The sequence below is a fragment of the Saccharopolyspora sp. ASAGF58 genome, from assembly GCF_012277335.1.
Taxonomy (GTDB): Bacteria; Actinomycetota; Actinomycetes; order Mycobacteriales; family Pseudonocardiaceae; genus Saccharopolyspora; species Saccharopolyspora hattusasensis.
In genome coordinates, this window is the sequence record NZ_CP040605.1 from 1,966,880 (window position 1) to 1,987,213 (window position 20,334).

At 69.1% G+C, this 20,334-nt stretch carries 15 protein-coding genes and 3 tRNA genes; 3 read left to right on the plus strand and 15 right to left on the minus strand.

Annotation, left to right across the window (positions count from 1 at the left end; genetic code table 11):
* Positions 1-66: 66 nt before the first annotated feature.
* Positions 67-3,561 (minus strand): DNA-directed RNA polymerase subunit beta, encoded by a 3,495-nt coding sequence (gene rpoB / locus FDZ84_RS09085; protein ID WP_168585526.1) that lies wholly within the window; start codon positions 3,559-3,561, stop codon positions 67-69.
* 1,262 nt (positions 3,562-4,823) lie between these two features.
* Between rpoB and FDZ84_RS09090 the strand changes: the two genes are divergently transcribed.
* The gene (locus FDZ84_RS09090) at positions 4,824-7,955 is read left to right on the plus strand and encodes a CHAT domain-containing protein (protein WP_168585527.1); all 3,132 of its coding nucleotides are present in this window, start codon (positions 4,824-4,826) and stop codon (positions 7,953-7,955) included.
* A 349-nt stretch (positions 7,956-8,304) separates the two neighbouring features.
* Here FDZ84_RS09090 and FDZ84_RS09095 read toward each other — a convergent pair whose 3' ends face one another.
* The 3 genes from FDZ84_RS09095 to rplJ all read right to left on the minus strand — a co-directional run bounded on the left by FDZ84_RS09095 (position 8,305) and on the right by rplJ (position 9,618).
* Complete coding sequence (locus FDZ84_RS09095) at positions 8,305-8,580, minus strand: hypothetical protein (RefSeq protein WP_168585528.1); 276 nt, start codon at positions 8,578-8,580, stop codon at positions 8,305-8,307.
* Between the two features lie 42 nt (positions 8,581-8,622).
* A complete protein-coding gene (gene rplL / locus FDZ84_RS09100; RefSeq protein WP_168585529.1) occupies positions 8,623-9,006 on the minus strand; it encodes a 50S ribosomal protein L7/L12 in 384 nt (127 codons plus the stop codon).
* Between the two features lie 87 nt (positions 9,007-9,093).
* Positions 9,094-9,618 (minus strand): 50S ribosomal protein L10, encoded by a 525-nt coding sequence (rplJ, locus tag FDZ84_RS09105; protein WP_168585530.1) that lies wholly within the window; start codon positions 9,616-9,618, stop codon positions 9,094-9,096.
* Between the two features lie 366 nt (positions 9,619-9,984).
* Here rplJ and FDZ84_RS09110 point away from each other — a divergent pair, with 366 nt between their 5' ends.
* Complete coding sequence (locus FDZ84_RS09110) at positions 9,985-10,845, plus strand: hypothetical protein (RefSeq protein WP_168589918.1); 861 nt, start codon at positions 9,985-9,987, stop codon at positions 10,843-10,845.
* A 210-nt stretch (positions 10,846-11,055) separates the two neighbouring features.
* Here the strand turns inward: FDZ84_RS09110 and rplA are convergent, their stop codons facing one another.
* From rplA to FDZ84_RS09135, 5 genes are all read right to left on the minus strand, one after another.
* Positions 11,056-11,766 (minus strand): 50S ribosomal protein L1, encoded by a 711-nt coding sequence (rplA, locus tag FDZ84_RS09115; protein ID WP_168585531.1) that lies wholly within the window; start codon positions 11,764-11,766, stop codon positions 11,056-11,058.
* A 79-nt stretch (positions 11,767-11,845) separates the two neighbouring features.
* Positions 11,846-12,280, minus strand: coding sequence for a 50S ribosomal protein L11 (gene rplK, locus FDZ84_RS09120; protein ID WP_093265707.1), 435 nt, complete (start codon positions 12,278-12,280; stop codon positions 11,846-11,848).
* Between the two features lie 157 nt (positions 12,281-12,437).
* Positions 12,438-13,277 (minus strand): transcription termination/antitermination protein NusG, encoded by an 840-nt coding sequence (nusG, locus tag FDZ84_RS09125; RefSeq protein ID WP_168585532.1) that lies wholly within the window; start codon positions 13,275-13,277, stop codon positions 12,438-12,440.
* Between the two features lie 82 nt (positions 13,278-13,359).
* On the minus strand, positions 13,360-13,770 hold the full coding sequence (gene secE, locus FDZ84_RS09130) for a preprotein translocase subunit SecE (protein ID WP_168585533.1): 411 nt from the start codon (positions 13,768-13,770) through the stop codon (positions 13,360-13,362).
* A 30-nt stretch (positions 13,771-13,800) separates the two neighbouring features.
* A tRNA-Trp gene (locus tag FDZ84_RS09135) sits at positions 13,801-13,873 on the minus strand.
* A 207-nt stretch (positions 13,874-14,080) separates the two neighbouring features.
* Here FDZ84_RS09135 and FDZ84_RS09140 point away from each other — a divergent pair.
* Positions 14,081-15,310 carry a pyridoxal phosphate-dependent aminotransferase gene (locus FDZ84_RS09140; RefSeq protein WP_168585534.1) on the plus strand — a complete coding sequence of 410 codons (1,230 nt, stop codon included), beginning with the start codon at positions 14,081-14,083 and terminating at the stop codon, positions 15,308-15,310.
* Between the two features lie 130 nt (positions 15,311-15,440).
* Here the strand turns inward: FDZ84_RS09140 and FDZ84_RS09145 are convergent, their stop codons facing one another.
* The 6 genes from FDZ84_RS09145 to FDZ84_RS09170 form a co-directional block, all read right to left on the minus strand.
* Entirely contained in the window at positions 15,441-15,866 is a 426-nt protein-coding gene (locus FDZ84_RS09145) for a MaoC family dehydratase (protein WP_168585535.1), read from the minus strand.
* A gap of 136 nt (positions 15,867-16,002) precedes the next feature.
* Complete coding sequence (locus FDZ84_RS09150; protein ID WP_168585536.1) at positions 16,003-16,467, minus strand: MaoC family dehydratase N-terminal domain-containing protein; 465 nt, start codon at positions 16,465-16,467, stop codon at positions 16,003-16,005.
* Positions 16,468-16,791: 324 nt separating this feature from the next.
* Entirely contained in the window at positions 16,792-16,956 is a 165-nt protein-coding gene (gene rpmG / locus FDZ84_RS09155) for a 50S ribosomal protein L33 (protein ID WP_010315521.1), read from the minus strand.
* 66 nt (positions 16,957-17,022) lie between these two features.
* Positions 17,023-17,098: transfer RNA gene (locus FDZ84_RS09160), tRNA-Met, on the minus strand.
* Between the two features lie 105 nt (positions 17,099-17,203).
* Positions 17,204-17,276, minus strand: a tRNA-Thr gene (locus tag FDZ84_RS09165).
* A 132-nt stretch (positions 17,277-17,408) separates the two neighbouring features.
* Positions 17,409-20,042, minus strand: coding sequence for an EAL domain-containing protein (locus FDZ84_RS09170; protein WP_168585537.1), 2,634 nt, complete (start codon positions 20,040-20,042; stop codon positions 17,409-17,411).
* Between the last annotated feature and the right edge of the window lie 292 nt (positions 20,043-20,334).

A 20,334-nucleotide genomic window follows, 5' to 3' on the forward strand; every position in this document is an offset into this window, starting at 1 on the left:
CAGCGGTGCCAGGTTCGGGTCGGACGCCGGTCCGCGAGATCTCCTCCCGCGGACCGGCGGCGAGGTTCAGTGGGCGAGGTCGTCGACCGAGGCCGACTCGTTGCGGGACAGGTTGATGCCGAGGTTGGCCGCGGCACGCTCCAGGTCCTCGTCCTCGCTGTCGCGCATCTCGATGGCCGCACCGTCGCTGGAGAGCACCTCGACGTTCAGGCACAGCGACTGGAGCTCCTTCAGCAACACCTTGAAGGACTCCGGGATGCCCGGCTCGGGGATGTTCTCGCCCTTGACGATCGCCTCATAGACCTTGACGCGGCCGACCACGTCGTCGGACTTGATGGTCAACAGCTCCTGCAGCGTGTAGGCGGCGCCGTAGGCCTGCATGGCCCAGCACTCCATCTCACCGAAACGCTGGCCACCGAACTGCGCCTTACCGCCCAGCGGCTGCTGGGTGATCATCGAGTACGGGCCGGTCGACCGGGCGTGGATCTTGTCGTCCACCAGGTGCGACAGCTTGAGGATGTACATGTACCCGACGGCGATCGGGTACGGGTAGGGCTCCCCGCTGCGGCCGTCGAACAGCTGCGCCTTGCCGTCGGCGCCCACCATGCGCTCACCGTCGCGGTTCGGCCTGGTGGAGGCGAGCAGACCGGTGATCTCCTCCTCCCGCGCACCGTCGAAGACGGGGCTGGCGGTGTTGGTTCCCGGTTCCACCTCGTAGAGGTCGTCGGGCAGGCGCTTGGCCCACTCGGCGTCCCCGTCGATGGACCAGCCCTGCGAGGCGATCCAGCCGAGGTGCGTCTCCAGCACCTGGCCGATGTTCATCCGTCGCGGCACACCGTGGGTGTTCAGGATGATGTCGACCGGGGTGCCGTCCGACAGGAACGGCATGTCCTCGGCGGGCAGGATCTTGCCGATGACGCCCTTGTTGCCGTGGCGGCCGGCGAGCTTGTCGCCGTCCTGGATCTTGCGCTTCTGCGCGACGTAGACCCGCACCAACTGGTTGACGCCCGGGGGCAGCTCGTCGTCGTCCTCGCGGTTGAACACGCGGACGCCGATGACCTTGCCGGTCTCGCCGTGCGGCACCTTCAGCGAAGTGTCGCGGACCTCGCGGGCCTTCTCGCCGAAGATCGCGCGCAGCAGCCGCTCTTCCGGGGTCAGCTCGGTCTCGCCCTTCGGGGTGACCTTGCCGACCAGGATGTCGCCGCCCTGCACCTCGGCACCGATGCGGATGATGCCGCGCTCGTCGAGGTCGGCCAGCACGTCGTCGGAGACGTTCGGAATGTCCCGGGTGATCTCCTCGGCACCGAGCTTGGTGTCGCGCGCGTCGACCTCGTGCTCCTCGATGTGGATCGAGGTGAGCACGTCGTCCTGCACCAGGCGCTGGGACAGGATGATCGCGTCCTCGTAGTTGTGCCCCTCCCACGGCATGATCGCGACGAGCAGGTTCTTGCCCAGCGCCATCTCGCCGTCTTCGGTGCACGGCCCGTCCGCGATGACCTGCCCGACCTCGACCCGGTCGCCCTCGTTGACGATCGGCTTCTGGTTGATGCAGGTGCCGTGGTTGGACCGGGAGAACTTCTGCATCCGGTACGACCGGCGAGTGCCGTCATCGGCCATCACCGTGATGTAGTCGGCGCACAGCTCCTCGACCACACCGGCCTTCTCGGCGGTGATCACGTCACCGGCGTCGACCGCGGCGCGCAGCTCCATGCCGGTGCCCACCAGCGGCGACTCGCTGCGCAGCAGCGGCACCGCCTGGCGCTGCATGTTCGCACCCATCAGGGCGCGGTTGGCGTCGTCGTGCTCCAGGAACGGGATCATCGCGGTCGCGGCGGAGACCATCTGCCGCGGCGAGACGTCCATGTAGTCGATCTCGGTCGGTGCGAGCAGCTCGACCTCGCCGCCCTTGCGTCGACCCAGCACGCGCTCGTCGATGAAGTTGCCGTCCTCGTCGATCGGCGCGTTGGCCTGCGCCTTGACGTAGCGGTCCTCTTCGTCGGCGGTCAGGTAGTCGATCTGGTCGGTGACCCGGCCGTCGACGACCTTGCGGTACGGCGTCTCGATGAAGCCGAACGGGTTGATCCGCGCGAAGGTCGCCAGCGAGCCGATCAGACCGATGTTCGGGCCTTCCGGCGTCTCGATCGGGCACATCCGGCCGTAGTGCGACGGGTGCACGTCGCGGACCTCCATGCCCGCGCGCTCGCGGGACAGACCACCCGGGCCGAGCGCGTTCAGCCGACGCTTGTGCGTCAGGCCCGCGATCGGGTTGGTCTGGTCCATGAACTGCGAGAGCTGCGAGGTTCCGAAGAACTCCCGGATCGCCGCCGTGATCGGGCGGATGTTGATCAGGGTCTGCGGGGTGATCGCCTCGACGTCCTGGGTGGTCATCCGCTCCCGGACGACCCGCTCCATGCGGGACAGGCCGACCCGGACCTGATTCTGGATCAGCTCGCCCACGGTGCGGATGCGCCGGTTGCCGAAGTGGTCGATGTCGTCGACCTCGACCGGCACGGTCGCGCCTTCGCCCTGACCGCGCGCGGGCATCTCGGTCTCGGCGGCGTGCAGCCGGACCAGGTACTCGATCGTGGTGACGATGTCTTCCTCGGTGAGCACGCCGACTTCGTACGGCTCGCCCATGCCGAGCTTCTTGTTGACCTTGTAGCGGCCGACGCGGGCGAGGTCGTAGCGCTTCTCCTTGAAGAACAGGTTCTCCAGGAGCGTCTGCGCGCTCTCCTTCGTCGGCGGTTCGCCCGGGCGCAGCTTGCGGTAGATGTCCAGCAGCGCTTCGTCCGTGCCGGCGGTGTGGTCCTTCTCCAGGGTCGCCATCAGGGTCTCGGAGAAGCCGAACCGCTCGCGGATCGCCTCGGCCGACCAGCCCAGCGCCTTCAGCAGCACGGTGACCGGCTGGCGGCGCTTGCGGTCGATGCGGACGCCGACGGTGTCGCGCTTGTCGACGTCGAACTCCAGCCACGCACCGCGGCTGGGGATGATCTTGACGCTGAAGACGTCCTTGTCCGTGGTCTTGTCGACCGACTGGTCGAAGTAGACACCGGGGGAACGGACGAGCTGGGAGACCACGACCCGCTCGGTGCCGTTGATGATGAAGGTCCCCTTGTTGCTCATCATCGGGAAGTCACCCATGAACACCGTCTGGCTCTTGATCTCGCCAGTGGTGTGGTTGGTGAATTCCGCGGTGACGAACAGCGGGGCCGCATACGTCACGTCCTTGTCCTTGCACTCCTCGACGGAGGCCTTGACCTCGTCGAAGCGTGGGTCGGAGAAAGACAGCGACATCGATCCGGAGAAGTCCTCGATCGGGGAGATCTCGTTCAGGACCTCCTCAAGACCGCCAACCGGATTCTCCTCGCCGGCGTCGACCCGGCGCTGGAACCAGGCCTCGTTACCGACAAGCCATTCGAAGGACTGGATCTGAAGGTCTAGCAGGTTCGGCACGTTCAACGGTTCGCGAATGTTCGCGAACGAGACCCGCTTGGGTGCCCCAGGGATCCCCGACGTGTAGTTGGAAGCTGCAGAGACCTTGGTCGCGCGGGAGACTGCCAAGATGCGTCCTTCCGGGACTCTGAACTGGCTACAGCCGCGTCAGCGAAAGGTGCCCGGCGAATGCGACCGACGGGGTCCGTATCCGCTGTCACACTCCGCTAGCACAGCTGTCAAGGGTGCAATGGCGCCCACGATCCTACGGTCCGGTGCAGGACAGACGGAAAGAGGGCAGCGCAAAGTAGCAGTCTAGCCGGAATCACGCCAGCTGTCGAGGGGGCACACCGATGGCGGCCCAGCCCCGCGTCGAGGACCAGAGTGAACCCGCGCGCGCCGCCAGTCAAGAGATCACGCTTCGATCACCCTCGTGGCGCAAAACACGATCACCGGCCGTGATCGTCGGTGACATGCTTTTGCCTGGTCAGCAGGGTTACCTCCAGGTAACTTCCGGCACTCCGGAGCGACACTCGCGACACCCCTGCGAACGGCCCTTGCGGGCATCCCGGGCATCGGCCCAGGGGTGACGAGCACCTCAACACGCGGGGTCGGCGTCCCTATTCCCGGGACGACTGAAGCCGAACGGAGTCATTCCCGCGAAGCCGCTCTCGATCATTAACGCCTTGTGCTCACATCGACACCAGCGGTCATCGGGATCGCGGAATTCGATGTCCGAATTCCCGATCTCGACCGAGAGACCGATTTGCGCTCGGCCACCCGGCGTGCCGAGAACGGCGCTCGCCGCGATCGACACCGATTACCCGGGTTGCCGGCCAATTCCCCCACTTTCGCCGCGGTGGCCGTTTTCGCCCCGGCTGAGCGATCGGCGCGAATCCCGCCCCAGGCGTCCGCGGTTGCACCTGCGGCCGCGACCCCGGGGCGACACCGGGCCGGCGCGGCTCGACGCGCCGGTGGGCGTCGTCGCACCTGGCACCCGGCTCGTCCTATATGGACACCCGCGGGACGAGCGCGGACCGCGCAGGGGGGCCACACCCGACCAACGGGAACGGCGACCACGACGACGTCCGCGGCGGGGACTACGGCGTCAGCCGACTCGCACCGCAGCCGACCGACCTCGAGGCTGTCGTTGCCACTTTGTGGTAGTCGTGAGTATTAATGGTTGCAAGAACAACAACTGTCCTCCCGGGCCGAGCACTTTCTCCCGTCGCGACGATGCGACGGATGTTGCCGGTGGGCACAACTGCCAATCGGCACGATCTCAGGTGACGCACGTGGGCTACTCGACGACCGCGTCCGCCGGTAGCGTGATACGCCCCACCGCGCCCCGACGCATACCCCCGGTGGGCAGGCCACAGGAGAACGAACCGATGACAGACGACCGCGCGAACGAGCGGTTCAGCGGGCTGCAGCGTTGGACAGGGGGGCCGGAACGCAGCGGCTCCAGCTCCAGCTGGTTCTCCGGCGAGCAGGACGCCGTCACGCACCAACCCCGGCAACCCCCGCAAACCCCGGAAGCGGCGGCACCGGAACCCCCGCGCAGTGCCGAGCAGCGCTACGCCGACGCCGTCGCGGCGATGAACAAGATCGTCACCACCCTGGACTTCGACCAGCTGCCCTGGGTCACCGAGGTGCTCCGCGCCACCGCCGGCGTGGTACGCGAAACCGACCCGGCGCGCGCGGGCGTGCTCAACAACCTGGGCAGCGCGGCACAGCTGACGCACCTGCGCAGCGGCGCGCTGGCCGACCTCGAAGAAGCGATCTCCCACTACCGGTCGGCGACGGCTGCGGCGCACAGCAGCGACAACGACCGGATGCTCTATCAGTGCAACCTCGCGCTGGCGCTCACCGACCTGGCGGGCAAGACCGGCAGCGCCACCGCCGCCGCGGAGAGCGCGCAGGTCGCGCGGGAGGCCGTCGGGCAGACTCCGCGCCGCGACCAGCGGCGGGCGATGGCACTGGTCCGGCTCGCCAACTCGTTGAAGCTGCACGCCCTGCTGGCCGACGCGCCGGAGTCTGACGACGAGTCGATCGACGTGTTCCGGGAGGCCGTCCGGATCTCCCCGGCGAACGACCCGACGACCTCCGAGCTGCTGATCAACCTCGGGGCGGCGCTGCTGCGCCGGTTCGAGCGGGGCGGCTCGTCCGAAGACCTGGACGAGGGCATCAAGCACCTCGGGTCCGGCGCGGGAGCTCTCGCCGACGGCGAACCGCGGCGCGCCGCCCTTTGCCACCTGGCGAACGCGCTGCGGCTACGGTTCCAGCAGAACGGGGACCTGACCGACCTCAACTCGGCGATCAGCGAGCTGATCGGCGTGCTCGGGGTGCTCGACGGCGGGAATCCGCTGCTCGGCACGGCGGTGTGGCACCTCGCCGCGGCCACCGTCGAGCACGTGGACGCCACCGGCGAGGCCAGCCAGCTGCGCCGCGTGCTGCGGCCGATCGCCCCGGCGGTGCGCGCGATGTCGCCCGACGACCCGAGCCGCGCGGTCGCCCTCACCGGTTACGCGACCCTGCTGCGCAGGCACTTCCTGCACGGCGCGGAGGCCAAGGTGCTGGACACCGCGGTCACCGCTGGGGACGCAGGGTTGGAGGCGGCGGCCGGCGACCAGCGCGACGCGGTGTTGAACTCGCTGATCAGCACGCTGATCAGCCGCTTCGAGCACCACGGCGACAGCGCCGACCTGGACCGGGCCGCCGAACTCGCGCGCGAGGCCTTGAAGGGCGACGTGGCCGCGCGGCCCGCGGCCTGGACGCAGCTCGGCATCGTGTCGGCGCACCGGTTCCGGACGAGCGCCAAGACGCGGGACATCGAGGCCGCGATCGAGCTGTTCGACCAGGCGCTCATCGCGATACCGCAGAACGCGCACTCCCGCGCGGGAGTGGCGATCCACCTCGGTCGCGCGCTGCAGACGCTCTACCAGCGCACCTCCCGCCGCCGGTACTACCGGTGGGCACGCAAGGTGCTGATGGAGGCGGCCGAGCAGCCCAACGCCCCTGCCGACCAGCGGCTTCGGGCGGCGGGACTCGCGGGCCGGATCTGCGCACAGGCGCACCGGTGGCCGGAGGCGCTGGAGTCGTTCGAGCTCGCGGTCGACCTGCTGCCGCTGGTCACGCGCGGCAAGCGGGTCGTCGCGTCGCCGACCGCGCAGCAGCGGTGGGCGTCGATCGCGGCGGACGCCGCGGCGTGCGCGTTGGAGAACGGCGAGCCCGAGCGGGCCGTGGAACTGCTGGAGCACGGGCAGACGGCGATCCTGGCGGACTTCCTGCCGACCGGCGGGGAACTAGGCGCGCTGCACCGCTCCCACCCGGACCTCGCGGACGAGGTGGTCCGGTTGCGGAGGCTGCTGGACCGCCCGGCGGACGAACCGGTGCTCACCGGGTCCGACGACCGGATGCGGCTGGCGCGCACGTGGGACGAGCTGGTCGCGGAGATCCGCGCCGTGCAGCCGAGGCATCTGCTGCGCACGCCGTTCGCGGAGCTGGCCACCGCGGCGCAGGACGGTTCCGCGGTGCTGGTCAACCTCAGCCGCTACCGGTCGGACGCGCTGGTGATCATCGCGGGGCGGGTGCTGACCGTGCCGCTGCCGATCGCCGATCCGGAAACCGCGGCCGAGCGCGCGGCCGACCTGCTGGCCGCCGCGCAGGAGGACGACCACGGGACGCTGTCCGACGCCCTCGACTGGACCTGGGACCGCATCGCGCGGCCGGTCCTGGATCGGATGGGCTATCTGCGCGAGCCGGAGCTCGGCGCCCGGTGGCCCAGGGTGTGGTGGAGCGCCCTCGGCGCGATGGCGTTCCTGCCGGTGCACGCGGCGACCGCGCGAACCGGCGAGTCCACTTTGGACCGGGTTGTGTCGTCGTACACCCCGACGTTGGGCTGCCTGCTCCGGGCGGGCAAGCGACCGGTGCCGACGGGCGGCACGGCCCTGGTCGCGGCCGGGTCGGCGCTGCAGGTCGGGCGGGAACTGCCGCCGCAGAACCAGGTTCTGGCGCAGCACTGGCCGTCGGCGGAAATCCTGTCGGTGGAGAGCACCAGCGCGGCGGAGATGCTGCAGGTGCTGCCGCAGCACCCGTGGCTGCACGTGTGCGAGCCGAGCTCCCAGTTCCCGGCGCAGCCGGCGGCGGGCCTGCTGCTGGACCGCGAGTCCCCGCAGCGGCCGCTGGGCCTGGTCGAGCTGGGCCAGGTGGCGCTCGACGAGGCGGAGTTCGGCTACCTCGGCCAGTGCGCGACGGCGGCGGATCCGCCGTGCGGGGCGGCGGTGTCGCTGCCGGGAGCACTGGGCTTCGCGGGCTTCACGCACGTCATCGGCACCCTGTGGGAGATCGACGAGGGCAGCGCGGTGCAGGTGCACGCGGACGTCTACGCGGCGGTGTTCGGCGGCGAGGAGTACGACACGGACGGCTCGGCCTACGCCCTGCACAACGCGGCCCGGAACCTCCGCGCCCGTTACCCGGACGAGCACTGCCTCTGGTCAGCCCACGTCCACATCGGACCATGACGGCGTGCCGCTGCTTCAGCCGGCGGCGCGGACTTCGACGATCCGGTTCATTGCGCATCTTGGTCGACGAACAAGCGCTGAGTCGCCAGGTGGTCGTGAGTGCGAAAACCGGCCCAAACCCGCTTAGAGCCTGTCGGCGAATGCCGTCCGCGCCTTGGAAGCGGCGGAGCCGCTTGCATTCACCTTGCCAAGACGACCATCGGCGGGTTCTGAGAGGTTTTCTGGCGAGGACGGCCCCTCCGCCGTGTATTGGACATACATCAGGAGGGGCACCCGCAGTCCAGGGAAGCTCTCAGGTTCCGCTAAGCGACCACCCACCCAGACCACTCACCAACAGGCTCTTACGTACTCACGACACCGGGTCACCGATTGGGGTAGCGCTCAGCCCACTCTGCTTCGCGTCGGCCAGGGGGTTGCGGTGGCCGAGGTTCCAGAAGAGCTCGTCGGCTACGTCCTGCACCAAGTCGCCGGCGTCGAGTGCTTCGACCCATTCGCGGGGCAGCCCCGCGACACCTGGCCTCGCACCGACGAGCGCGCCAGTGATGGCACCGATGTCGGCAGTTCCGAGAAGATTTGTCCGGCAGACGCAATTTCGCAATTCCACGAAACAAAAGAAGGCGGTCACCCGCAACAGCGAGTGCCCGCCTTCTTACAGCGAGTCAGCTGCTCACTTGAGGGAGACCGAAGCGCCGGCCTCTTCCAGCTTGGCCTTGGCCTCGTTGGCCTTCTCCTTGTCGACCTTCTCCAGGATCGGCTTCGGGGCGCCCTCGACGAGCTCCTTGGCCTCCTTCAGGCCCAGGCCCGAGACGATCTCGCGGACGACCTTGATGACCTGGATCTTCTTTTCGCCGGCACCCTCGAGGATGACGTCGAACTCGTCCTGCTCCTCAGCGGCCGGGGCAGCGCCGGCGGCCGGGCCGGCCACGACCGCGGCCGGGGCGGCGGCGGTGACGTCGAAGGTCTCCTCGAACTGCTTCACGAACCCCGACAGCTCCAGGAGGGTCATCTCCTTGAAGACGTCCAACAGCTCTTCGTTGCTCAGCTTCGCCACGGCGGCGTTCCTTTCCGTTTGATGCCCGGGCACCGGCAGTGTCCGGGTGGGGTTCTGCTACAACCGACAACCACGTCCACTGGGGACTCAGGCGTCGGCGTCGCCCTTCTTCTCCTGCAGGGCGACAGCCAACCGAGCCACCTGGGTCGCCGGCGCGGCGAACAGCGCGGCGGCCTGGCCCATCTTGGCCTTCATGGCACCGGCCAACTTGGACAGGGTGACCTCGCGGGAGTCGAGGTCGGCAATGCTCTCGACCTCGTTCACGGACAGCGCGCGGCCGTCCATGTAACCGCCCTTGATCACCAGGGCATTGTTGTCCTTGGCGAATTCACGCAGAGCCTTGGCCGCGTCGACCGGCTCGCCCTCCACGAAGGCGATCGCGGTCGGGCCGACGAACAGGTCGTCGAGGCCCTCGACGCCGGACTGCTCGGCGGCACGCTTGACCAGCGTGTTCTTCGCGACACGGTACGTCGTGCCCACACCGAGGGCACGGCGCAGCTCAGACAGCTGCGCCATGGACAGCCCGCGGTACTCGGTCACGACTGCAGCGGTCGCGGTGTTGAACCGCTCCGCGATCTCGCTGACCGCATCAACCTTGTCGGGCTTCGCCATGTCGCCTCCTCTCTATTTCCGACTGTGATCCGCATCCAGCCGGTCCTGAGACGACAAAACGCCCCGGCGCAGCAAGCACGGGGCGTCAAGATCATGGGCGCGCTGAGCACGCAACGATAGCCTCGTCCCTCCTGCGCGGGCCGCCCGCATCTCACGGGACCTTAGTTCTCCCCGCCCCTCGCGGAGCACGGAGAAGACCAGCGGTCTTGGGTGGAACCTCGACCAGGATACGCGACCCGATTCCACGCCCGCCAGGCACCCCGGCTCCGGCGGGTACAAGACCCTCCCGACGAAGTTCGCAGCTCGGGCGCGCGCCCGCGAGATACCGGATCACCGGTGGTGACCTCGGCCCCACGGGCGGGCATCATGTGGGGCGTGGCTGATCAGAACGAGTCGCACCGCCCGGAGCCCGGCGCCAACCTGCCGGCGAAACCGCACTCGGCGGAGGTCGTCGACGCCGAAGTCGTGGAGAGCTCGGTCGTCGAAAGCGACTTCGTGGCCGCCGATCCGCACAAAGCCCCGCCTGTCGGCCCGCAGCAACCCGCCGACGACGCGGAATTCCGCCAGTACCAGCAGTTCCGGGAATTCCAGAAGTTCCGCGAATGGCAGCAGTCGCAAGGCGGCGACGTCGCGCCCCCGCCTCCCGCCGCGCCTCCGGCGGCGACGCCGAAGAAGCCCTGGTGGAAGCGGGCGCTGGGACTGCTGCGCTACAAACTGGTCCGCCGCCTCATCTACTTGCTGCTGGCCCTGCTGCTGCTCAACTACCTGTACAACAGCCTGACCGCCTCCTTCTTCGGCGGCTCCGGCGGCGACAGCACCGGCACCGGTAGCAACGGCGTGCCGATCGACTCGGTGCCGGTGAAGTCGGAGAACCCGCAGCAGGCGGTTCGCGGCGTCTACAACTGGCTGCGCGGGCCGAGCCCGGAACGGACCTGCGACCTGTTCGACGCCACGGGCAAGTCCGGCTTCGCCGCCGCTCACCAGGCCCCGGACTGCGCCACCGCGGCGCGCCAGGTGCACGGCCAGATCGCCGACCCGAACGCCTACGCCAACCCGAAGTTCGACCACAACGCGGTGACGATCGTCGGCCCGGAGGCCCAGGTCCTCGGCTGCCGGATGCAGGTCAACGGCGGGCCCCGGCTCGGCAGCTTCAAGCTCACCCAACAGCCCGACGGCGGCTGGGCGATCAGCGCCTACACCCTCCAAACCTCTAGCTGCGGCGGCTGATCGACGAGGATCGCGCAATTTCGCGAGAAATTGACGTTCACCCGGGTGAACGTCAATTTCTCGCGAAATTGGCCCCGCCAGCCCCGCCAGCCCCCCGCTGGCCGCCCGCCGGCCGCCCGCCGGCCGCCCCCCTGCCGATCGGTGCCTGGAAAGCGGGAAGGGCGGGCCGCTCCGGGGAGCGGCCCGCCCTTTCCGGCGGAACTTCGGGTATCAGGCCGAGGCCGTGATGCCGCGAGTCGCGTTCGGATCGACCGGGATGCCCGGGCCCATCGTGGTGCTGAAGGTGACCTTCTTCAGGTACCGGCCCTTCGACACCGACGGCTTGGCGCGCAGGATCTCATCCAGCGCCGCCGCGTAGTTCTCCACCAGCTTTTCGGTGTCGAAGGACGCCTTGCCGATGATGAAGTGCAGGTTGGCCTGCTTGTCGACGCGGAAGTTGATCTTACCGCCCTTGATGTCCGCGACCGCCTTGGTGACGTTCGGGGTGACGGTGCCGGTCTTCGGGTTCGGCATAAGGCCGCGCGGGCCCAACACCCGAGCGATCTTGCCGACCTTGGCCATCTGGTCCGGGGTGGCGATCGCCGCGTCGAAATCGAGCCAGCCGCCCTGAATGCGCTCGATCAGGTCCTCGGAACCAACCGCGTCCGCCCCGGCGGCCTCGGCCTCGGCGGCCTTGTCCCCGACGGCGAACACGATGACGCGGGCAGTCTTACCAGTGCCGTGCGGCAGGTTCACGGTGCCGCGGACCATCTGGTCTGCCTTGCGGGGGTCGACGCCCAGCCGCAGCGCCACCTCGACGGTGGCGTCGTACTTGACCTTGGCGGTCTTCTTCGCCAGCTCGGCCGCTTCCGTCGGCGCGTACAGCCGCGCGCGATCGATCAGCTCGGCCGCCTGCTGGTATGCCTTGCTGCGCTTTGCCATTTCTGTCCCTATCCCAGGTGGATCAGTTGTGGTTGGTCGGGCTGCGCTGGAGCCCTCCCACACGCCGTTTCCGGCTCGGTCAGCCCTCGACCGTCAGGCCCATCGACCGGGCGGTGCCAGCGATGATCTTGGCGGCCTGATCGATGTCGTTGGCGTTGAGGTCCGCCATCTTGGTCTGCGCAATCTCGCGGACCTGGTCCATGGAGACCTTGCCGACCTTGGTCTTGTGCGGCTCGCCGCTGCCCTTGGCCACGCCCGCCGCCTTGAGCAGCAGCTTGGCCGCCGGCGGGGTCTTCAGCGCGAAGCTGAAGGAGCGGTCTTCGAACACGGAGATCTCGACCGGCACGACGTTGCCACGCTGGCTCTCCGTGGCGGCGTTGTAGGCCTTGCAGAACTCCATGATGTTGACGCCGTGCTGACCCAGCGCCGGGCCGACGGGCGGGGCCGGGTTGGCCTGGCCGGCCTGGATCTGCAGCTTGATGATCGCTGCGAGCTTCTTCTTCTTGGGCGGCATGTTTGCTTCCTGTGTCTTCGCTATCCGGTTGCCCGGCCCCACCTAGTGGCGGGGCCGAATCTGGCGAGACCACGAAACGGTGGCTTCGCCCGGTTCTGCGCGCGGGTCCTGCCAGATCCGCGCGCAGCCGCCGCGCTCCCGCACCGCGGGAGGGCGGTCAGATCTTGGAAACCTGGTTGAACGACAGCTCAACCGGGGTTTCGCGGCCGAAGATCGACACCAGCACCTTGAGCTTCTGGGCGTCCGGGTTGACCTCGTTGATCGTCGCGGGCAGCGTCGCGAACGGCCCGTCCATGACGGTCACGGACTCGCCGACCTCGAAGTCGACCTCGACCGCGGGCTTGGCGGCGGCCTGCGCGGCGCCCTTCTTGCCCGGCTCGCCCTTCTTCTCCTCGACCTGCGGCGCGAGGAACTTCAGCACCTCGTCGATGGTCAGCGGCGACGGCTTGGAAGTGGCGCCGACGAAGCCGGTGACACCCGGCGTGTTGCGCACCGCGCTCCAGGACGCGTCGTTTAGCTCCATCCGAACCAGGATGTAGCCGGGCAGCACCTTGCGCTGCACCAGCTTGCGCTGGCCGTTCTTGATCTCGGTGACCTCTTCGGTCGGCACCTCGACCTGGAAGATGAAATCCTCGACGTCGAGCGTCTGGGCCCGCGTTTCGAGGTTGGTCTTGACCTTGTTTTCGTAGCCTGCGTAGGAGTGCACGACGTACCAGTCGCCGGGCGCGCGTCGCAGCGCTGCGCGCAGCTCCTCGACCGGGTCGGGCTCCGCGGCCGCTTCCTCACCGGCTTCGCCGGTCTCGTCAGCATCCGGGGCCTCCTCGGCCTCGGCTGGCGCCTCGGTCTCGTCGGCCGAACCGGTGTCCTCGCCGGAGTCGGCGCCGTCGGCGGAATCGACTGCGTCGACCGAGTCCGCGGTCGCCTCGGCCTGCTCGGCCTCGGGCTGCACCTGCTCGTCGGTGAGGCCGGTGGATTCCTGGCCCTCGTGGGAGGTCACAGTCGGTCTCGCTTCCTCTCGTGCGTTGCGTGCCGGGTCGTCGTTCCGCCGCCGGCACCACCTAGCGCGGGGCCGGAGATGTTCAGCCGGAGCCGAACAGCCAGCCCACACCCTTGGCGAAGAGCACGTCCACGCCGGCCACGAACGCCACCATGATGCTGACGAAGACCAGCACCACGAGGGTGTAGGTCGCCAGCGCCTTGCGCGTCGGCCAGATGACCTTACGCAGTTCGGCGACGACCTCGCGCAGGAAGCGTCCGATCTTCCGGAACAGCGAAACCCGGCCCTGTCGGCCATCCCGCGACGGGGTCGGCCGACCCTTCGACTCAGTTGTGCGGGTCGAGTTCACTTCGCCCGAACCCGACTCGCCGGACCGGCCCTTGCGACCGGCCGGGCGGGCGGAAGCGCGGCGCTCGCGCCGCGCCGCGGCGCTGGACGGACGGGCGGCGTTCTCGCGCGCTCCGTCCTGCTCCTGCTCGCGGTCCTCGCTCACGCCCATCCTCCGCTCACCGTCGCATCGACGCAGGGGTGACAGGACTTGAACCTGCAACCTGCGGTTTTGGAGACCGCTGCTCTGCCAATTGAGCTACACCCCTTTGCGGCCCTGGAACTCGACCGCATTCGGGACGCCCACCACCGGCCGTGGAACCGGGGTTCCACGGTGTTCAGGCATCCCAGGTACGAAAGTGTACGGCACGCCGACGACCTTGCTCCAACGGCACCCCCCGGTACGGGTCCATGAACAACTTCGCCGCTGGTGGGGAGCGTGTCCGACGACACGCCGGGTCTGCCAGGATGCTGTCATGGCCGCACCTCAGACAGACCAAGGGACCAATGCGCGGGTGTCCGCGCGGATCGGCGGGATCAGCGAGTCCGCCACGCTGGCCGTGGACGCCAAGGCGAAGGCGCTCAAGGCCGCCGGCCGGCCGGTGATCGGCTTCGGCGCCGGTGAGCCGGACTTCCCGACGCCGCAGCCGATCGTCGACGCCGCGATCGCCGCCTGCTCCGATCCGAAGAACCACCGCTACAGCCCAGCAGCCGGCCTGCCGGAGCTGCGCGAGGCCATCGCCGCGAAGACCCTGCGCGACTCCGCCTACACCGTGCAGGCCAGCCAGGTGTTGGTGACCAACGGCGGTAAGCAGGCCGTCTACCAGGCTTTCCAGACGCTGCTCGACCCGGGCGACGAGGTACTGCTACCGGCGCCGTACTGGACCACCTACCCGGAGGCGATCACCCTGCCGGGTGGTGTTCCGGTGGTGGTGTCCGCCGACGAGTCGACCGGCTATCTGGTGTCCGTCGAGCAGCTGGAGGCCGCGCGGACCCCGCGCACCAAGGTGCTGCTGTTCAACTCGCCGTCCAACCCGACCGGCGCGATCTACCCGCCGGAGCAGGTCGAGGCGATCGGCCGCTGGGCCGTCGAGCACGGCATCTGGGTGGTCACCGACGAGATCTACGAGCACCTGGTCTACGGCGACGCGCGGCACGTGTCGATGCCCGCCGTGGTGCCGGAGCTCGCCGACACCTGCGTGGTGCTCAACGGGGTCGCCAAGACCTATGCCATGACCGGCTGGCGGGTGGGCTGGATGATCGGCCCGCCGGACGTCATCAAGGCCGCCACGAACCTGCAGTCGCACCTGTCGTCGAACGTCGCCAACGTCTCGCAGCGGGCCGCGCTGGAGGCCGTCAGCGGATCGCTGGACGCGGTGCTGGAGATGCGCTCGGCGTTCGACCGCCGCCGCCGCAAGATCGTCGAGCTGCTCTCGGCGATCCCCGGCGTCAGCTGCCCGGAGCCGCAGGGCGCGTTCTACGCCTACCCGTCGGTGAAGGGCCTGCTGGGCAAGGAGATCCGCGGCGTCCGCCCGCAGACGAGCGTGGAGCTGGCGAGCCTGGTCCTGGAGCAGGCCGAGGTCGCGGTGGTGCCGGGCGAGGCGTTCGGCACGCCGGGCTACTTCCGCCTCTCCTACGCCCTTGGTGACGAGGACCTCGTCACCGGTGTGACCCGGATGGCGGAACTCCTCGGCGAAGCCAAGTAGTCGTTCAACGGGTGAAGGGCACCTCCGGCCGGCGTCGCCGGTCGGAGGTGCCCTTCACTTTTAACGCGATCGAGGGGACGTGGGACCCGTTCGTGGGTCGAATGGGGGCACTCGCGCCCCGGTTATCCGGTCACTCGGAGAGGCGGACGGTGGCCGTGGCGCCGCCGAGGACTCCCTGGTCCGCGCTGCGGGCCGTGATGTTGACCTTGACCGTGCCGTCCTCGTTCTTCTTCGCGATCTTGCCCGACACCTCGACCAGCGCGCCGGTGCCGTCGTCGGGGACCACGACGGGCCGGGTGAACCGCACGCCGTAGTGCACGATCGCGCCCGGATCGCCGGTCCACTCGCTCACCAGGCGACCGGCGACGGCCATCGTGAGCATGCCGTGGGCGATCACGTCCGGCAGGCCGACCCCGGTGGCGAACCGCTCGTTCCAGTGGATCGGGTTGAAGTCGCCGGAGGCGCCCGCGTAGCGGACCAGGTCGGCGCGGGTGAGCGGCACGCTCAGCGCCGGCAGTTGGTCGCCGACGGCGACCTCGGACATCCGCGCGCTCATGCCAGTTCCGCCTCTCCGCGTTTCACAGTTGTGGTTACGTCCGGCTCAATCTCGCATTTCGCGGTTTCTTGTGGCTGGTTTGCGTCACGTTCCCCTGAGGTGCGGTTGAGGAGGACTCGGGTTGACACAGGGCTACTCATGCGCCCTCCCCCTCTTCGGTGGTGCCGCGGGCCACGAGCGTCGACTTCGCGGTGCACACCGGCTCGCCGTCGACGGTGCCGATCTCGGCCCGCACCGTCAGGAAGTCGTTGCCCGCGCGGGCATTTATGCCGTCCACGTGCACCACCGTGACGAGCCGGTCACCGGCCCGGATCGGCCGGTGGTGGGTGAAGTCCTGCTGCCCGTGCACCACGCGGCTGTAGTCCAGGCCGAGCTGCGGGTCCTCGACGATCGCGTCGTGCGCGGCCATCGAGAGGATCACCGCGAAGGTCGGCGGCGCGATCACGTCCGGGTATCCGGCGGCCTTGGCGGCGTCGGCGTCGCGGTACAGCGGGGAGTCGTCCTTGATCGCCGCGGCGAACTCGCGGATCTTCTCCCGGCCCACCTCGTAGGGCGCGGTGGGCGGGTACTCACGTCCGATGAATGACTGGTCAAGCGGCACGCCCGCAGGCTACCCGACCAGGTGAAGGCCACCCGCGCCCAAGCAACCGGAGCACGGGCGCCCTCACCGAACCCAATCCAGGCGGCGATCCACGCGGCGCCCTCGCTCACTACGATCACCAGGTGCCGGAATGCAAGAAGCCCGCCCCCTGCCGGGGACGGGCTCGAAGCTTCGACCAGGAACTGGTCGATGATCAGGCGGGAGGGCGGCACCCCACGCGAGGAGCCGACCACCGCACCGTGCGGGCTGGGGGCTCGGCCCCCAATTAACGCCCTGACCGAGCCCCGGCGAAGCGCGAAGCACGAGCAGGACTCGCCCGATCGGTCAGCGGGTTTCCTTGTGCAGCTTGTGCGTACCGCAGTTCGGGCAGAACTTCTTCATCTCCAAGCGGTCCGGGTCGTTGCGCCGGTTCTTGTTGGTGATGTAGTTGCGGTGCTTGCACTCCTCGCACGCCAGCGTGATCTTGGGTCGAACGTCGGTGGCGGCCACGGGGGTGCCTTTCTGTCTCGGTGGTACTCCGGAACGGTTCGCTGGAGACCCGAGCGAACCCGTGACTGGTAGCGGTGGCCGGACTTGAACCGGCGACACAGCGATTATGAGCCGCTTGCTCTACCGACTGAGCTACACCGCCATGCTGAAAACCTAGGTGCACGCACCTGGCGTCTCAGCCGACGCAGGATATCCCACGCAAAACAGCCACAGCACCCAGTTTACCGAGCACCGCAGCTGCCTTTCGAGCCCCAATACGGAATCGAACCGTAGACCTTCTCCTTACCATGGAGACGCTCTGCCGACTGAGCTATTGGGGCGTTTCCTTGCGGAACGTCTAGAACTTTACACACCACCCGCACCCCCTCGAAACAGGGGGTCCGTTCACGTGAAAACACTGGTCACGGCGCGGTTTTCGGGCCAGGAGCGACAGGAACCACCGATAGCCGGCCTCAGTGCAGGAGTGTGAGGACGGTCTCGGATCGGGCACCGCGGTCGCGCTTGGTGCGGGCCTGCAGCCACGCCTCGAACCGCTCCTCGGACAGCGGCCGCGAGATCAGGTAGCCCTGGGCGACGTCGCAGCCCATCTTCACGAGCTGGTCGCGCGCGGCGTCGTCCTCCACGCCCTCGGCGACCACCGCCAGGTCCAGCGAGTGCCCGAGCTCGACGATGGAGCGGACCACGGCCATGTCGCCGAGGTCGGTGCCCATGCCGAGCACGAAGCTCTTGTCGATCTTCACCTCGTCCACCGGCAGCTGCCGCAGGTAGGCCAGCGACGAGTACCCGGTGCCGAAGTCGTCCACCGCCAGCACCACGCCCATCGCGTGCAACCGACGCAGCAACGGCAGCGAGCGCTCCGGGTCGGCCATCACGCCGGACTCGGTCAGCTCGAAGGTGAGCAGCTCCGGCGGGATGTCGTGTCGCACCAGCGCCTCGCCGACCCGGTCCGGGAAGGTCTCGTCGGCGAGGTTGTGCACCGACAGGTTCACCGCCACCGACATCCGCAACCCGCGGTCCATCCACTGCCGGATCTTGACCAGCGAGCACTCCATGACGAAAAAGGTGAGCGCGTCGACCAGGCCGGTCGCCTCCACCAGCGGCACGAACTCGTCCGGGTCCAGCCGCCCGTACTCCGGGTGCGACCAGCGCACCAGCGCCTCGGCGCCCACCACCTGGCGGACAGGCAGCGCGACCTTCGGCTGGTAGTGCACCTCGACCTGTCCGGAGTCCAGCGCCTGCCGGAACTGGGTGACCAGCTGGAAGCGGCGCAGGAAGACCTGGCCCATCGCGGGGGCGTAGCCACGCACGCCGTCCTCGCCGTTGCGGGCCGCCCGGACCGCGACATCGGAGCGCTGCAGGAGGGTGTCGATATCGGTCTCGCACTCGCCGTCCGCAGGCGCGGACGAGGCGTACCCGGCGACGCCTGCGGCCTCCACCACGATGCGGTCCAGCGGGTACGGCTCGGCGATCACCTCGCGCAGATGCCGGGCGAACTCGTGCGCCTGGGCCTCGCTGTGGTCCAGCAGGAGCACCGCGAAGGAGTTCGCTTCGAGCCGGGCCAGCGGCGCCTCTCCCAGCGCCTCCTGCATCCGCCGCCCGGCGGCGACGATCATCCGGTCGCCCCAGGTGTAGCCGAGGGCCTCGCTGACCGTGGTGAGCACGTCGAGGTCCACCCGCAGCACGACCACGGTGCGCCCGTTGTGCAGTTCCTCGGCCGCCATCTCGCGGAATCCGGTGCGGTTGAGCAGTCGGGTCAGCGGATCGTGGTAGGCGTCGTGGCGCAGCCTCGCGAGCAGCCGCCGGTTGTCCATCGCGGTCGCGAGATGGCTCGCCAGGGTGTGCAGCAGCCGCACGTCGGCCCGGCCGAAGCCGCGCCACCGGCTGACCCGGTCGTGCACCTCGACGGCACCGAGCAGCTGGCTCGCGCCGCGCAGCGGCACGACCAGCGCCTCGTACGCGCCGCGTTGGCGCAGCGCCCGCCGCACCTCTTCGGGCGCCTCCAGCGTCCGGAAGGAACGCACGTGGCTGCCCGGCAGCTGGAGCAGCGGGTCGTCGCGCAGCGCCGAGGGCGCGGCCTGTTCCGCCAGCTCGGGCAGCGGTGCGCCCGCGACCAGCGTGCTGACCTCCCCGCTGGGGTTCAGCCGCAGCCGCAGCACCACCCGGGTCGCGTTGAGCTGCTCCCGAATCCGCTCCGCGACCGGCTCCCACTCGCTGACCGACACCTCCGGCTCGCCGGCGACGGAGTCGGACGGGCCGTGCGGGGCGGTCTGCCCGGAGCGGGCCACACTGAGGCTGACGTCGCTGAGCGCCTCCAGGTCGCGCTGCTCGCGCAGCAGGCCGGAGTAGGCGCGGTACAGGCCGATCACGGCCACCGCGACCAGCGCCACCAGCAGCCAACCCCACGGGGTGCTGATCGAGACCTCGTAGCCAACCAGACCGACCGACGTGTTGAGCAGGCCCACTGCCAGCGTGTTCACCGCGAGCCGCACCCCCGCGGACACCCGCATCGCGCCGCCCAGCACGTGCAGCGCGGCGAGCGCGAAAGCGCAGCTGATCAGCGGCGAGGTCAGGGTTCCGAGGACCGGGCCGAACCAGGCCGGGGCCACCCCGGCCAGCGCCAGGCTGACCGCGTTGGCCACCGCGAACGGCACCGCGATCTCCAGGCCCAGTACGCCCGCGTTGTAGACCACGTGGGTGGCCGCACGACGCCCGACCTGCGCACCGAGCCCGGCCAGCAGGTTCGCCGCGAGCACCACCTCGAACGGCACCGTCAGCAGCCCGAGGATCAGCGGGATCTCGGTGAACGAGATGGTCCAGCCGACCCGCTTCACGTCGACGTCGATGGTCAGCTGCTCGGCCAGCAGGAAGCCCATGGCCAGCAGCGGCCCGATGAACAGCAGGTCGGAGCGGTATTGGAAGGGCAACCACGCCGAGGTCGCCGCGGAGGCGAGCACGCCGACGCCGAGCACCGCGAAGGAGAAGCCGGTGAACATCCGGCGCCGGACCGGATCCACCTCGGCGCGCACCGGCGGGCGAGCAGCCTCCAGGCTGGATTGCGGAGCGAGGGAGCGGTGACGCTCGATCATCCACGCTCCTCCCACCCGGTGGCACGGGCGCACCCACACGATTGCCGTCGCCGATCGTGACGCACTACAGCACGGATCACCAGGGGCCAATGGCTCCCGCCGGATGTGCCGGACGCACGCACCGGCGTTGGATCCACGTGCTCCGCGATGGCATGATCGCCCGGCGCCGCGAGTTGACCTGCAAAGACATCACAGCTTTCAACTAGCACCACGATCCGTGGGGCTTCGCGAAGCGCGAGCGCAGCACTTTGTGATGATCCCCGCACCAACCGATCGGCCCGAACACCGTACG